The 15,542-nt window shown below is 25.9% G+C and carries 16 protein-coding genes; 8 read left to right on the top strand and 8 right to left on the bottom strand.

The window, feature by feature from the left end:
• The first annotated feature begins 224 nt into the window (after window positions 1-224).
• Window positions 225-815, top strand: coding sequence for a 3'-5' exonuclease (locus ABDZ71_RS01135; protein WP_343757987.1), 591 nt, complete (start codon window positions 225-227; stop codon window positions 813-815).
• Between the two features lie 107 nt (window positions 816-922).
• On the opposite strand, the gene ABDZ71_RS01130 is transcribed toward ABDZ71_RS01135, so the two are convergent.
• On the bottom strand, window positions 923-1,789 hold the full coding sequence (locus ABDZ71_RS01130; protein WP_343757985.1) for a tRNA 2-thiocytidine biosynthesis TtcA family protein: 867 nt from the start codon (window positions 1,787-1,789) through the stop codon (window positions 923-925).
• 311 nt (window positions 1,790-2,100) lie between these two features.
• Window positions 2,101-3,756, bottom strand: coding sequence for a ribonuclease J (locus tag ABDZ71_RS01125; RefSeq protein ID WP_343757983.1), 1,656 nt, complete (start codon window positions 3,754-3,756; stop codon window positions 2,101-2,103).
• A gap of 280 nt (window positions 3,757-4,036) precedes the next feature.
• Here ABDZ71_RS01125 and ABDZ71_RS01120 point away from each other — a divergent pair, with 280 nt between their 5' ends.
• The 3 genes from ABDZ71_RS01120 to ABDZ71_RS01110 all read left to right on the top strand — a co-directional run bounded on the left by ABDZ71_RS01120 (window position 4,037) and on the right by ABDZ71_RS01110 (window position 5,699).
• Window positions 4,037-4,906, top strand: coding sequence for a DUF1002 domain-containing protein (locus ABDZ71_RS01120; RefSeq protein ID WP_343757981.1), 870 nt, complete (start codon window positions 4,037-4,039; stop codon window positions 4,904-4,906).
• Between the two features lie 27 nt (window positions 4,907-4,933).
• Window positions 4,934-5,137: a hypothetical protein gene (locus ABDZ71_RS01115; RefSeq protein ID WP_343757979.1), complete on the top strand. Its 204-nt coding sequence runs from the start codon at window positions 4,934-4,936 to the stop codon at window positions 5,135-5,137.
• Window positions 5,138-5,321: 184 nt separating this feature from the next.
• Window positions 5,322-5,699 carry a RidA family protein gene (locus tag ABDZ71_RS01110; RefSeq protein ID WP_343757977.1) on the top strand — a complete coding sequence of 126 codons (378 nt, stop codon included), beginning with the start codon at window positions 5,322-5,324 and terminating at the stop codon, window positions 5,697-5,699.
• 72 nt (window positions 5,700-5,771) lie between these two features.
• Here ABDZ71_RS01110 and ABDZ71_RS01105 read toward each other — a convergent pair whose 3' ends face one another.
• From ABDZ71_RS01105 to ABDZ71_RS01090, 4 genes are all read right to left on the bottom strand, one after another.
• Window positions 5,772-6,218 carry a DUF3021 domain-containing protein gene (locus tag ABDZ71_RS01105; protein WP_343757975.1) on the bottom strand — a complete coding sequence of 149 codons (447 nt, stop codon included), beginning with the start codon at window positions 6,216-6,218 and terminating at the stop codon, window positions 5,772-5,774.
• An 11-nt stretch (window positions 6,219-6,229) separates the two neighbouring features.
• Complete coding sequence (locus tag ABDZ71_RS01100; protein WP_343757973.1) at window positions 6,230-6,670, bottom strand: LytTR family DNA-binding domain-containing protein; 441 nt, start codon at window positions 6,668-6,670, stop codon at window positions 6,230-6,232.
• A gap of 299 nt (window positions 6,671-6,969) precedes the next feature.
• Complete coding sequence (locus ABDZ71_RS01095; protein WP_343757971.1) at window positions 6,970-8,832, bottom strand: ABC transporter ATP-binding protein; 1,863 nt, start codon at window positions 8,830-8,832, stop codon at window positions 6,970-6,972.
• Entirely contained in the window at window positions 8,829-11,225 is a 2,397-nt protein-coding gene (locus ABDZ71_RS01090) for an ABC transporter ATP-binding protein (protein WP_343757969.1), read from the bottom strand. Before ABDZ71_RS01090 ends, ABDZ71_RS01095 begins: the two co-directional genes overlap by 4 nt.
• Window positions 11,226-11,646: 421 nt before the next feature.
• Here ABDZ71_RS01090 and ABDZ71_RS01085 point away from each other — a divergent pair, with 421 nt between their 5' ends.
• The 4 genes from ABDZ71_RS01085 to ABDZ71_RS01070 all read left to right on the top strand — a co-directional run bounded on the left by ABDZ71_RS01085 (window position 11,647) and on the right by ABDZ71_RS01070 (window position 14,548).
• Complete coding sequence (locus tag ABDZ71_RS01085; RefSeq protein WP_343757967.1) at window positions 11,647-12,090, top strand: MarR family winged helix-turn-helix transcriptional regulator; 444 nt, start codon at window positions 11,647-11,649, stop codon at window positions 12,088-12,090.
• A 137-nt stretch (window positions 12,091-12,227) separates the two neighbouring features.
• On the top strand, window positions 12,228-12,401 hold the full coding sequence (locus tag ABDZ71_RS01080) for a hypothetical protein (protein WP_343757965.1): 174 nt from the start codon (window positions 12,228-12,230) through the stop codon (window positions 12,399-12,401).
• A gap of 165 nt (window positions 12,402-12,566) precedes the next feature.
• Entirely contained in the window at window positions 12,567-13,136 is a 570-nt protein-coding gene (locus tag ABDZ71_RS01075; RefSeq protein ID WP_343757963.1) for a sigma-70 family RNA polymerase sigma factor, read from the top strand.
• Window positions 13,136-14,548: a DUF4179 domain-containing protein gene (locus ABDZ71_RS01070; RefSeq protein ID WP_343757961.1), complete on the top strand. Its 1,413-nt coding sequence runs from the start codon at window positions 13,136-13,138 to the stop codon at window positions 14,546-14,548. The genes ABDZ71_RS01075 and ABDZ71_RS01070 overlap by 1 nt, the downstream gene beginning before the upstream one ends.
• Before the next feature lie 39 nt (window positions 14,549-14,587).
• Here the strand turns inward: ABDZ71_RS01070 and ABDZ71_RS01065 are convergent, their stop codons facing one another.
• On the bottom strand, window positions 14,588-15,271 hold the full coding sequence (locus tag ABDZ71_RS01065) for a HesA/MoeB/ThiF family protein (RefSeq protein ID WP_343757959.1): 684 nt from the start codon (window positions 15,269-15,271) through the stop codon (window positions 14,588-14,590).
• Window positions 15,272-15,499 (bottom strand): MoaD/ThiS family protein, encoded by a 228-nt coding sequence (locus ABDZ71_RS01060; RefSeq protein WP_343757957.1) that lies wholly within the window; start codon window positions 15,497-15,499, stop codon window positions 15,272-15,274.
• Window positions 15,500-15,542 lie beyond the last annotated feature (43 nt).

The raw sequence follows: 15,542 nt of genomic DNA, 5'->3' as shown, positions 1-15,542 counted from the left end.
TAACTTACATTATTAATGTTAATATTTATATTATATCACATTAATATAATATTTACAAAAAATTTCATCAAATTCTATAGATTTCACTATTTTAAATCTACAATAGACATATTATTGAAAAATATAATATAATGATAGAATAAATATGTATATTTATATGATGTACTATTTTAAATAAAATATAACTTATATAACATATAATACAAAATAAGGAGGACTAAATTATGAAGAAAGTTTTCATAGATACAGAAACTACTGGATTAAATCCAGGAGAAATTATACAACTTACATACTGTATATGTGATATAGATACTTCTGGAAGAGAAAGAGTGTGCTCTAGTAAAAATTTCTTTTTACATACAGATTACGTAGAACCTTCTGCAGAAGCTGTTCATGGTTTTAGTGTAGATAGATTAAAGCTATTATCTAAAGGACAAACTTTTAAAGATATATATTTAGAAGTAAAAGAAGATTTAAAAGATAGCATGTTTGTAGCTCATAATGTAAAATTTGATAAAAAATTTGTTAAAGCAGAATTTGATAGGTTATCTAACTGTAATTGGAACCCACAAAAGTTCTTTTGTACTATGGAATATTTTAAACCTATAGTACAAGCTAAAGGAAGAGGTGGAAGAATAAAAAAGCCAAGATTAGAAGAAACAATGGATTTTTTAAAGATAGATAAAAATACTGTTTTAAAAGGTGCTAAAAGATTATTTGGATGCGATGATGTAGATTTTCATGATGCCAGATACGATGTAGCTGCCTTAGTCTCCTGTTATTATAGAGCTAAAAAACTAGGCTATGATTTATAAATCCTATATTTAAAATTTAAAAAGCATATGTTACATAAAAACATATGCTTTTGTCCTTAAACTATAGTATTTATAAAATTTAATCGTTCATTATAAATATAGTAGTACTAATCTTCATCAAAGTAATCTAAAAAAGAATGTTTTTTTCCATCTTCTTCCCAACCTAATATAGCTTCCATATTAACATTTTCAGCAGCCTTAAAAATAGATTTATCTACATCTTTAAAATTTTTCTTTAATTCTTCAATTAAATCTTTAATCTCATATCTCTTATTTCCAATTTTTTTAGCAGCTACCATACAAGCACAATTTAATGGCCATATTCCAGCATTTTGTATAAATTTTTTAATAGATTTTTCTTCTATGTAATACATCGGTCTTATAAGTTCAAGCCCCTTAAAATTTTTAGATTTTAGTTTAGGCATCATAGTTTTAAAATTACCAGAGTATAAAACATTAAGCATTGTAGTTTCAATGACATCATTAAAATGATGACCTAGTGCAAGTTTATTGCACCCTAATTCTTGGGCTTTTGAATAAAGAGCACCCCTTCTCATCTTTGCACACATATAACAAGGATAATCTTTTGCTATTTTGTCTACTACCTCAAATATCTTAGAATCGAAAATTTTAATTGAAATGTTTAAATACTCACAATTATCAATAAGAAGTTTTTTAATATCTTCATGATACCCTGGGTCTGCTACTAAAAATTCTAATTCAAAACTTATTTGTCTAGTTCTTTTTAATTGTTGAAATAATTTAGCCATAAGTAAACTATCTTTTCCGCCTGAAACCGCTACTGCAATCTTATCTCCATCTTTTACTAATTCATAATTTTTTATAGCCTTAACAAATTTTGTCCATATATATTTTCTATATTTTTTAGTAATACTTCGTTCTATTTCTTCAAGCGGCTTTCTTTCATTAAAAGGAACTAGGATGTCACATCCTTTCCCTGCAATTTTAGACATATTTATCACCTCATTTTTTATATACCTCTTTATCATTAGTTGTTTTTAATATAAAACTATATAAAATATTTCATATATTAATTTAGTACACTGAAACAATAATAAAGTATATATATAGAAAAATCAAGAATACTTTTAATTTAATAATATAAAAATAAATAAAAAGTCAAAGATAAGAAGTTTATTCTTTAAAAAACAACTACTTAAATATACTAATAGGGTTTCTATTAATAGGCACTAAAAAATAATTCACAAAATAAACTGTCATACCAATTGACTAATTATTTATTATAATATACTTTATATATAAACTAAATTTCCATTATTATAGGTAATACTACAGGCCTTCTTTTAATCTTATTATATAAAAATCTTTCTATAGTCTTTTTTATATTAGATTTTAATACATTCCATTCTATAATTTCTTTCTCTAAACACTTATTTAATTCTTCTTCTACTAATTTTTTCACTTCACCTATTAACTCTTCTGACTGTTTAGCATAAACAAACCCTCTAGTTATAACATCTGGTCCTGCTATAATACTATAAGATTGTTTTTCTAAGGTAACTACTATTGTTACCATTCCATCTTGAGCTAAATGCCTTCTATCTCTTAGCACAATATTTCCTACATCTCCTACACCTAATCCATCTACAAATATATCCCCAGTTCTAACTTTTCCATTTATTCTAGCACTATTTTTAGAAATTTCTAAAACGTTACCTGTTTCCAAAATAAATACGTTTTTTCTATCCATTCCAAGCCTGCAGGCTAAATCTGCATGGTGTTTTAAATGTCTGTATTCTCCATGGACTGGCATAAAAAACTTAGGGTGAGCTAAAGTATGAATAAGCTCTAACTCTTCTTCATAGGCATGCCCAGATACATGAACTTCTTCTAAATCTTCGTATATAACTTCTGCACCTTTTTTAAACAATTCATTTATTACTTTAGCAATAAGTTTACCATTGCCTGGTATAGGAGATGCAGATATTATAAATAAATCCTTAGGTTCAATTTTAATTTTTCTGTGATTAGAAAAAGCTATCCTAGAAAGTCCTGCCATTGATTCTCCTTGACTTCCTGTAGTTATAATTGTTACGTTTTCATTATTGTAATTATTTATTTCATCAAGTGTTATAACATGTTCTTCTGGTATATTAAGATATCCTAACTCCATAGCTACTTTAGACATGTTTTCCATGCTTCTTCCACTAAAAGTTATCTTTCTTCCATATTTAATAGAAGAATCTGCTATTTGCTGCATTCTGTGAATATTAGATGCAAATGTAGCTACAATTACTCTTCCTACCGCTTTAGAAAATATTCTATCAAAGGTCTTTCCTATATTTTTTTCTGGCATAGTATGCCCTGGACGATTTACATTTGTACTATCTGCCATAAGTAATAATATACCTTCACTACCTAATTCAGAAATACGTTCTAAATCCATAACCAATCCATCTATAGGAGTATAATCTATCTTAAAATCTCCTGTATGAAGTATTATACCTTCCTCTGTATGAATAGCAATTGAACAAGAATCCGCTATACTATGGGTATTTCTTATAAATTCAACCTGAAAATTTTCTAAATCTATTTTATCCCCTGCTTCTACTGTATTTAACTCACATTTTATTTTGTGTTCTTCTAATTTATTTTCTACCAATCCTAAAGTTAACCTAGTTCCATAAACTGGAACGTTAATTTGCTTCAATATGTATGGTAGTGCTCCTATGTGATCTTCATGTCCATGAGTTAAAAAAAATCCTTTTACCTTCTCTTTATTTTTAACTAAATAACTTACATCTGGTATAACTAAATCTACTCCATACATTTCTTCATCTGGAAATGATATGCCGCAATCTATAACTATAATTTCATCTTTATATTGAAATGCTGTAATATTTTTACCTATTTGTCCTAATCCTCCTAAAGGAATAACTTTTATATTATCATCTTTCACATATTACACCCCTTTATAAATACAAATAATATTATTATTTTGCCACCTATTTATAAATTTATTTCTTTAATTCATATATCCTCTATTTTTTCTATTAAAATTTTTATTTTTCACTTTATATTAATATTTTTGTAAGCAAATTTTAATATAATTATAATGTTTTGTTACATCTTATCCACTTTAAATAGTTTATAATTATAAGTATAATTATATTATGTATTAAAATGTAGTATAATATATAAAATATTACTAATTAAGGTAGGACAAAGGAGATTTGAATATGAACTTTAAAAAAATAGCAAGTAAACTTATGATTTCACTACTTACAGCAGGTATGTTAATATCACCACTTGGAAATATTGCTCATGCTGATGCATTTAAAACTGTTACACTAGGTGGGAATTTAAATGAAAAACAAAAAGAAGACATGCTTAAATATTTTAATGTAAATAAAAATGAAGCAAATATTGAAAAAGTAACCATAGAAGAAGAATTTAAATATTTAGGTAAAGTGGCATCTAAAAGTCAACTAGGATCAAAATCTATATCCTGTTCTTATGTAGAACCTACTGATAAAGGTGGTCTTAATGTAACTCTTCATAATATATATTGGGTTAATGAGAATATGATAAAAAATGCTCTTATTACTGCTGGTATAAAAAATGCTAATGTAAAAGCAGCTGCACCTTTTAGAGTATCTGGAACAGCTGCATTAACTGGAATACTTAAAGCTTTTGAAAATACTAAAAGTGGTGAAAAAATAGATGAAGATAAAAAGAAAGCCGCAAATGAAGAAATTGTAGTAACAGGAAACTTAGGTGATAAAATAGGTAAAGATAAAGCAGCAGGTCTTGTAAATGAAGTAAAAAAAGAAGTGGTAGAGAAAAAACCAGAAACTAAAAAAGAAACTGAGAAAATAGTAAAAAAAGTAACTAACAATTATAATTACAACCTTGATGACCAAGATATTAATAAACTTACTGATTTAATGAATAATATAAGTAAATTAGATTTAAATATTGATCAATTAAAGGACCAACTAAATTCAATGGGACAAAAATTAGATAAATTTATTAAATCTGATGAAACTCAAGGATTTTTGAAAAAATTATGGAATGGAATTGGAAATTTCTTTTCAAATTTATTCTAATAACTATTATTTAAAGGAGTTTAAATAATGAAATTGCTTTTATTACCTTTTAAGCTAATTTTTATGTTGATAAGTTTTATACTAAGTATAACTGGAAGCTTAATTGGAATAGGCTTAGGATTAGTTCTGATGATATTAGGATTATGTATTACTCTTACAATTATCGGCTCAATTATTGGAATTCCTATAGTCTTGTTAGGATTTCTTATACTGATAAAATCAATATTTTAAAATTTTATAGTAAAGTCACTAACTTATTTTAAAGTTAGTGACTTTTTTTATATCTTAATACTAAAAAACATTTAAACAAACTTTATAAATCCCTGTATATTTTATTCATTTAATTCCTAAAATAAGTGTATAAATAAACTTTTAGGTTTATTATAAATCAACAAATATTTAAGGAGTAATGGTTATGAGTAAAATATATTTAACTGAAAAATCACCTAAGCCTTTAGCAGATTATTCTCAAGCTTTAGAAGTTGATAGACATTTATATATATCCGGTCAATTACCTTTTTATTTAAATACAACAGAGCCTATAAATGATGATATAAAAACTCAAGCAAAGTACGTATTTAAAAACATAACTCATATACTTAATGACGCTGGATATGCTGTAGAAAACCTTATTAAAGTTGAATTATACTTAACTGAACTAGAAAACTTAGATGAAGTTAACAAAGCCTTTAATGAAGAATTTCAAAACTGTAAAGCAGTAAGAACTTGTATCGGTGTAAGCTCTTTACCAAAAGATTGTAAAATAGAAGTAGCTGCAACTGCCTATAAATAGGATGCTTTTTCATTGTTAAACTGCACCCCTTAAAGTACATATATAATACTTTATGGGATGCTTTTTATTTCCTTATTGTCTTTCTTCTAGCTTGTTATTCAATTTTTTTATTTTTGATTTCCAGGTAAAATATATACTTATCCAAACTAATAAATAAATAAATATAAATACTCCTATATAAATCAATATTGACATTGGATTTACATCTATCCACCCTACTTTTATAGAACATGGAAAGAATACTAAAGTTGTAATAAAAAAATGTACCACTGTTTGCTTTAAAAGGCTCCATTCATCTATTTCAAATATAACTGAAGAAGCAGAAAAAACAAAACCTATAATTATACTTACAAAATACTGAGCTATATATACTGTTAGAGAATTAGAACTTTCCATTCCATAAGGAATAGCCATAATTTCTCCAAAAGCTAAAGAATATATAATAGATATTGTTGTACTTATAAAAACTCCTATTGGAATTCCTAGAAAACCTCTTAAAATTGATTTTTTAAATAACATAAAATCACCTCTTAAATTCCTAAATATTTTTTTATTTTAGATATAAAACGTCTTGAAACAAACTCTTTATATCCATTTTTAAATATTATTTCTATAGTTCCTGCATATGATATATCTAAGCTTTTTACTTTATCAATGTTTACTATACATGATTTAGATATTCTAATAAAAGAAGTACCTTCATATATTTTTTCTATCTCATAAAGCCTTAATTTCACTTCTAAATTGTCCTTATCGGTTTTAGCATATATCTTTTGATTTTCACTATAAAAACAATATATATCCTCATTTTTAATTAAAAACACTTTTTTGTTTTTAGTTCCTGTAAGTACTTTATTTTGAAAACTAGAAATTCTATGAGCTATATTTTGTATTTCATCGGTAACCTCATTTGTATATATAACTACCTGGGGCTCTTTAAGTTCTGATTTTATTATAATTTCAACATTCATTTAATCTCACCTTCTCTGCTTATTTATTTTGTATATGTATATATTAGTATCTATATAAAAATTAAACAATACTTTATAAATAAACGGTACTCATTAGTATATAAGTGGTTTTACATTAGTTAATAAAATATAAAATAAAAATATTTTACTTAGCTAAAAATTTATAAATTTATTTAAATTATATAAACTTATAAAGTAAAACATAAATAAATATAAAACTTTAAATCCAAACAAAAATATAGCCTTAAAAGTTAAAAACTTTTAAGGCTATATACTTAGACATAATTTTATTTTTCTATCTATGATGCATCTGCAGTTTCAAATTGACTGTTATATAAAGAATGGTAAAATCCTTTTGCTTCAAGCAATTCTCTGTGGGTTCCTTGTTCTACAATATCTCCATCTTTCATAACTAGTATTAAATCTGCATTTTTTATTGTTGACAGTCTATGAGCAATAATAAAACTTGTTCTTCCTTCCATTAAGTTTTCCATTGCCTTTTGAATAAGAATTTCTGTACGAGTATCAACAGAACTTGTTGCCTCATCAAGTATTAATATCTTAGGATCAGATAAAATTGCACGAGCAATTGTCAATAGTTGCTTTTGTCCCTGTGATATATTACTTGATTCTTCGTTTAACTCCATATTATATCCATTTGGTAAAGCTTTTACAAAATGATGAGCATGAGCTGCTTTAGCAGCTTTAATTACTTCTTCATCTGTAGCGTCTAATTTACCATAACGAATATTTTCTATTACTGGACCATTAAATAACCATGTATCTTGAAGTACCATTCCAAACATACTTCTAAGATTTTCTCTTGTAAAATCTTTTATGCTATGGTGATCTATAGTTATATCTCCACTATTAACATCGTAAAAACGCATTAAAAGCTTAATCATAGTTGTTTTACCAGCCCCTGTTGGTCCTACAATAGCTATCTTTTGTCCTGGTTTAACATGAGCTGAAAAATCATTTATTATAATTTTATCTTCATCATAACCAAAATGAACATTTTCAAAGTTAACTTCTCCATTTACTTTTTCAAGTTTCACTGGATTTTCTGGGTCAGCTATTTCTTCTTCTTCTTCTAAAAATTCAAAAACTCTTTCTGCGGCAGCTGCTGTTGATTGAAGTACATTAGTTATTTGAGCAACTTGAGCTATAGGTTGAGTAAAATTTCTAACATATTGTATAAAAGACAATATATCTCCAACTTCAATAGTTTTCTTTATTGCAAGCCAACCACCAAGTATTGAAACTCCTACATATCCAATATTTCCTATAAAAGTCATAATAGGCATCATCATACCAGATAAAAACTGTGATTTCCAAGCTGAAGAATATAAAGTATCGTTATATTCTTCGAATTTCTCTATAACTTCATCTTCTCTATTAAAAGCTTTTACTATATTATGTCCACCATATACTTCTTCTACATGACCATTTATACTTCCTAAATATTTTTGTTGAGATTTAAAATATTTTTGTGATTTCTTAATTACAGCCATTATAAGAGCCATTGACACTGGAAGTATAAGCACTGCAACTAAAGTCATAGTTACACTTATAGATAACATCATTATAAGAACACCTATAATGGTAACAACTGAAGTTATCATCTGTGACATACTTTGATTTAAAGTTTGACTTACAGTATCTACATCATTTGTAACTCTTGATAATACATCTCCATAGCTCTGCTTATCAAAATATTTAAGAGGCATTCTATTTATTTTTTCATCAATTTCTTTTCTGAATTTATAAGATACATCTTGTGCTACTCCTGAAATTATATATCCTTGTATAAAAGATAGTAATGCACTTACTGCATATAAGACTAAAAGCCAAATTGCTATATTACCTATATATTCAAAGTCAATTCCAGCACCTTTTACTCTCATTACTTTACTTACTAATCCTTCAAATATCTTTGTAGTAGCTTTACCTAAAATTTTAGGACCTACTATAGAAAAAGCGGCACTTCCTATTGCAAATATAATTACACTTACTATAGCTATTTTATAACCTTTTAGGTAAGAGCCTAATTTTTTCATAGTACCTTTAAAGTCTTTAGCTTTTTCAACGTTTTTCATTCCACCCATAGGGCCTCCGCCAAATCCACCATGTCTTTTCTGCTCTACTTTTTTATGGCTCATGCTAAAATTTCCTCCTTTGAAAATTGTGATAAAGCAATTTGTTTATAAACTTCACAATTTTTAATAAGTTCTTTGTGTGTACCTACACCTACCATTTTACCTTCTTCAAGTACGATTATTTTATCCGCATTCATTATTGTACTTATTCTTTGTGCAACTATTAAAACTGTACTCTCTAATGTTTCACTTTTTAACGCCTTTCTAAGAGCTGCATCTGTTTTAAAATCAAGTGCTGAAAAACTATCGTCAAATATATATATTTCAGGTTTTTTAGCAATAGCACGAGCAATAGATAGTCTTTGTTTTTGTCCTCCTGAAACATTATTACCACCTTGAGATATTTCTGTCTTAAATTTCTCCTCTTTAGAATTTATAAATTCCATAGCTTGAGAAATTTCTGCTATATTTTCTATTTCCTCTTCATTTAAATTTTCATTTCCATATTTTATATTACTTTCTACAGTTCCTGAAAATAAGATTCCCTTTTGAGGAGCATACCCTATTTTAGATCTTAAATCTTTTTGAGAAACTTCTTTAATATCAACATCATCTATTAAAATTTGTCCATCAGTTGCATCATAAAATCTAGGTATTAAATTAATTAAAGTAGATTTACCACTGCCAGTACTTCCTATAAATGCTGTAGTTTCTCCTGGTTTAGCTGTAAAAGATATATTTGAAAGTATATCTTCTTCTGCTCCTGGATATTTAAATGATACATCTTTAAATTCAATATATCCCTTTTTATTTGTAGGGAACACTTTAGGATCATCTGCATCTTTAACAGTTATTTCTGTATTTAAAACTTCTGCTATACGTTGTGCTGATACAGAAGCTCTAGGAAGAATAATTGATACTATAGATATCATTAAAAATGCCATTATTATCTGCATTGTATATTGCATAAAGGCCATCATATTTCCAACTTGTATATTTCCTGCATCAACTTGATGTGCTCCTACCCAAACAATTAAAATAGTTATTAAATTCATAATAAGTATCATCATTGGCATCATTGTTACCATTAAACGACTTATAAATAAATTTGTTTTAGTTAAATCTTGATTAGCTTTTTCAAATCTTTTCTCTTCATGCTTTTGAGTATTAAATGCACGAATGACTAACATTCCTATTAAAGATTCTCTTGTTATAAGATTTACTTTATCAACAAGCTTTTGAATCTTTTTAAATTTAGGTATAGCAACACTAAATAATCCAATAACTAAAGTTAGTATAGATATAACAGCAACACCTATAATCCATGTCATTGATGTATCTGTATTAAGAACTTTTATAATTCCACCTATTCCTAATATAGGTGCATAAAATACTATTCTAAGTAGCATTACCATAAACATTTGAACTTGTTGTATATCATTTGTACTTCTTGTAATTAAAGAAGCTGTTGAAAATTTATCAAATTCTGAATTAGAAAATCTCGTTACTTTCTTAAATAACCTATCTCTAAGATCTTGTGAAAATGCTGCTGCAACTTTTGAAGCTATTAAAGTAACTATAACTGTAGCTATCATACTTATAAAAGCTAAACCTAGCATTTTACCGCCTGAAACCAGTATATAATTTGTTTGAAGTTTATCTGTATCTATGCCAATAGTTTTATACTCTTTATTTAAAAAAGCAATAGCTGATTGTGTAACCATACTTTCTGGCATCTCTTTAAACTTATCATTAATACTATTTTTTATAGAATCAAATTGCTTTTTAGGCATTTTAGAAAACATTAAAAATGGATCTGTATTCTTTGTATTAGCCTCTATAGCTTTTTTATTATTAGCTATCATTTGATTTTTTTTAGAGGCGCTATTTTTATCTTGAACAATTTTTCCATTTTCATTAGAAATTTTATTTTTACTTAAACTTACATTTTTAGCACTTAAATTTTTATCTTTATGTGTTTCTTTTCCTTCTTCCATATTTCCCTTTGACAAGGAAGGCATAAATTTAGATGCATCACCTTTTTCAATTGTTTCAACAACTAATATAGGTTTTCCTAAAATACTATTAAGTTCTTCAATTGTATCTTTATCCTTAGTATCTAATTTATAAATCTTTTCTTTTGAAAGATTAGGATAATCTTTTACATAATCATCATATTTCTCTTTAGAAAGCTTTTCTTTATCTAAAAGTATATAATTATCTTCTACTTTCTTTACATCATTATCATTCATAAATAACTTAAGCTTTTCAAATTCACTTTTTCTAATAACAGTGGGAACTGCATTTTCTATTCCACCTTGTTGAATTCCTACATTAACTATATTAGACATATAGTCTGGTAATGATAAGTTACATATGGCTTGAACAAATAAAAGCCCTATAATCACCACTATAGAAAAAACAAAAGGCTTTAAGTATTTCATTAATTTTGACATCTTAAACCATCTCTCCATTCATTAATTATCTAAATAGCATATTAACTTTACACTCCTTATAATATTTGCAATTTAATTATAACTATTTTTTGTTTATAAAAATAAAATAATTATAAATTCATAACCATTATATTTTAATAAAAATTATATGTCAATAACTTTTTCTATTGTATTAAGGATTTAAATATTTTATAATAGAATTGGAAAAAGAAGCCGCATATAATTTTACTTAAATAAGTTATTCTAAGCTTCTATACTAAAATTTAAGATTGTAGGTAATAAATATATTATATATAGTATTAAAATCTAAGGCTTACTATAAAATAAAAAACATCATTATTTCTTTATATGATAGTTATGTATATATTGTAACTTTTTTATAAATAAGATTTAATAGTAATTTATCTTAAGGAGGATAAATATGAAAAAAAGTCAAGTAAATGATACATCTAAAGAACTCTATAATTTGTTATTAAGTTTACATAAAAAGATTTTTAATTTAGATGAAATGATGAAAAATCTTTCTGTACCACCATCACATGCCAAAGTTATGTTTTTTCTCCATAAAAATGGTTCATCTTATATTTCAGAAACAGCAAAGAAACTTATGATATCAAAACCTAACATGACCCCAATAATTGAAAAACTAACTTCCGAATCTTTAATTAGAAGATATGAAGATAGTAATGATAGAAGAATTCTTAGAATAGAACTAACTGATAACGGAAAAAAATTCATAAAAAAACAAGAACTATCTGTTAGAGATTCTTTAAGCCAAAAAATATCTCATCTTGAAGATGAAGATTTAATAAGTTTACGCAATCATATTACAGAAATTGAAAATATCATTACAAAAATTGTATAAATATCTTTCTGTTCAAAATCAAGTTCATAACATGAAATTATAAAATAATGTTATTATAATTAATCTATTTTAAAGGTATATATTTTAAAATAAAAACCATACTACTATTGTAACATTCAATCAAGGAGGTTTTTATTATGGGAAGAGCAAAACAATATGTTGACCAAAGTATGTCAGATGCAAAAAATGCTATTAATTCATTACAACAAGCAATGACTTCAGTAGAAAAACAAGATAATAAAACTAAAATTCAAGAAGCTATGAGTTCATTAAACTCAGCATGCGATCAATTATCTCAATATAGAGATTAATAATTTATCAGTTTAAATAAAACACCTTAGTTCAAATAATTTTGAATTAAGGTGTTTTATTTTTTTGATATAATTATATATATTTTTTATATACAAAAGTTTATTGTCAGAAAATGAAATAACCCTTCGTATTATATTATGAGAAGCTTCTTAAGGAGGACAAAGATGGATAACGGCAAAAATAATTTTATAAAGCAAATAAAAAATAAAAATACAAAGGGGTTAGATTTTATAGTTGATAACTATAGTAATTTAATATTTAAAATTACACATAGTATATTAACTTCAAGCTTTCATTCCCATAACATAGAAGAATGCGTAAATGATGTATTCCTATCTGTATGGAATAATATAGATAGTTTTGATGAAAATAAAGGTAATTTTAAGCATTGGATTTCTGCTATAGCTAAATACAAAGCTATAGACTATAAAAGAAAATTTTTCAAAGAAAGTACTTGTGAATCTATAGATAAATATGAATTAAGTTTATATGATAAAGAAAATCTAGAAAATAATATAATATCAAAAGAAAATAGAAAAGAACTTTTAAATGCAATAAATGAGATGAAAGATAAAGACAGAGAAATATTTATAAGAAGATACTTTTTATATGAAGGCATAGAAAATATAGCAAAAACCTTTGGAGTAAATAGAAGTATGATCGATAAAAGACTTTCAAGAGGACGTAAACTACTAAAAGAAAAGCTTATACTTTTAAAAGAGGAGATGTTATAGTGAAAAATATAAATTTAAATGAAAAAGATATATTTAAATTATTTAACGAAATAAAAATAGATGAAAATGAATTCAATAAAATAGATGAAGATATAACAGACATTCAAAAGAAAAGGATAAAAAAGACTTTAAGAAAAAAAATAAAAAGTCAAAATAGATTTAAAATATTAAAATATGGATCTGCAGCAGCTGCTATTATACTTATACTTTTAATAGGAATTGGCACAGCCTCTCCAGCTTTTGCAGAAAATATTCCAGTTTTAGGATCTATAATACAACGACTTAATGATAAAATGGGCACTAATACAAATTATACTAAATATTCTAAAATAATAAACAAAAAAGTTACCGATAAAGGAATATCTATTACCTTAAACGAAATTATTGCTGATGATTCAAAAATACTTATAGGCTATACAATAAAAAGTGATAAAAATGTAAAAGATTTAGAAGTATTTGGTCTAGGTAGATTTTTAAAGATAAATGGTGCTCAAAACTCATCTTCAGGAACTAGTAGTGGAAGTTATATTGATGACTATACTTATATAGGTAGTGAAGAACTAAATACTTCAATTCCTAAAAATTGTGATAAATTTAATATAGATTTAAATATCACAGAAGTTGGTAAGGTCCATGGTAAATGGAAATTTGCTTTTACTGCATCAAAAAAAGAGGTTTGCAAAGAAAGTACTGTATTTAAGCCAAATACAAAAGTAGATTTAGAGGATAGTATTGTAAATATAGATAAAGTAGTATTTTCACCTATAGATACTTATATTTCACTTAGTGGAATCTTTAAAAACAAATGTAAAAAACCAGCAAACGATATATGGAAATATGATTACTGGATTGCTTATAATGATAAGGGGATAGAACTTATACCTAAAAGTCTTGGAGGAGGAAGTTTTAACAATAAAAACTTTAATACTCATATGAATTATAAAAATTCAAAGTATATTCCAAAATATTTGACTATTGCTCCTGTTAATATTATTCCTTCTAGTGTAGAATATGTTTCAAGCGATGGAAAACCTCTTCTTATAAAAACTAAAAAACCTAAAGAAATAAGCAGACCTATAAATGAAACATTGCCTATAGAACTTCCTCAAGGTAAAATGGGAAAACTTATAATTGAAAAAATAAATACAGATAAAAACAAAACAACAATTAATTTTAAAGCAATTGGAAAAGCATCTTATTTTCAAGCACAAGAACTTTATATAAAAGATAACAATGAAAAAAACATTGAATACAAAAAAAGGTCCTTAAAAAGAAGTGAAAAAAATCCTAATAAATTTACAGTAAGCTTTGAACCATTAAATTCTAATAAAAAATATAATATTTATACAAATGATTTTTCTAATATTGAATTTAGAGAAGATTTAAAATTTAAAATTAAACTTAATCAATAACTTTAAAAAGAACCAGTAGTTAACTGGTTCTTTTTAAAGTTATTGATTTAAATCTAACACCTCAAAATCTTGGTATAATAAATCTATCATTAATACTTTTCTTCTTAAATTTTCACCTCTATTAATTAGAACTTTTAGAGCTTCACTTACCTCTATAGATGCAACTAAAGCTGGTGTAAAAGAAGGATTACCAAGGCTTTGTTCTACCCCCTTAGCACTTTTATTCTTATAGATAATATCTAAAGTCCTATCTCCTGGAAATATTGTTGTTACTTGTCCATACCAACCTGCAATAGCACCATGAATAAGAGGAATTTTAAGTTTTTCACAAGCATCTTGCAATAAAAATCTAGTTTCTATACTATCAACAGCATCAATAACCAAATCATGTTCCTTTAGAATATCTAATACATTATTCTTATTTATAAAAATTTCAATTGGATTTATTTTTATTAAATCATTTACTTTTTCCATTCTTTTTTTAGCTTCCACAGCCTTGTTTTTTGTTAAGTTTAAATTATTACTAAGTATTTGTCTATTTAAATTAGATTCACTAAAATAATCTCCATCTACTGCTGTTATATGGCCTATTCCAAGTCTACCAATCATTTCAATTATATATCCACCAAGACCACCACAACCAACTACACACACCTTATAATCTTTAAGCTTTTCATTTTCCTCTACAGAAAGAGTCTTTATATTTCTATCATATCTAGACATTTATCCCCCTCCTACTGGTGGAAACATAGATAGTATATCTCCATCTTTTAATAGTTGATCTACTTTTCCATCTCTTCCGTTAATAAGAAGTATGGCTACCTCTTCTACTTCTATATTCAAACTTTCAATTATACTTTTAGGAGTAACTATTTTTTCATCTATTTCCATAAAATATTTTTTCTTTCTACCTTCTCTAAAATATGCAAATAATCTTACTTCAATCTTCAAGAAATCACCTCCTCTTATATCTCCTATGATAACTAGATAAAAT

The sequence above is a fragment of the Clostridium oceanicum genome, assembly GCF_039521385.1.
Lineage (GTDB): Bacteria > Bacillota > Clostridia > Clostridiales > Clostridiaceae > Clostridium_F > Clostridium_F oceanicum.
Note: the sequence above shows the minus strand (reverse complement) of the source record. Positions and strands in the feature narration are given on the sequence as shown.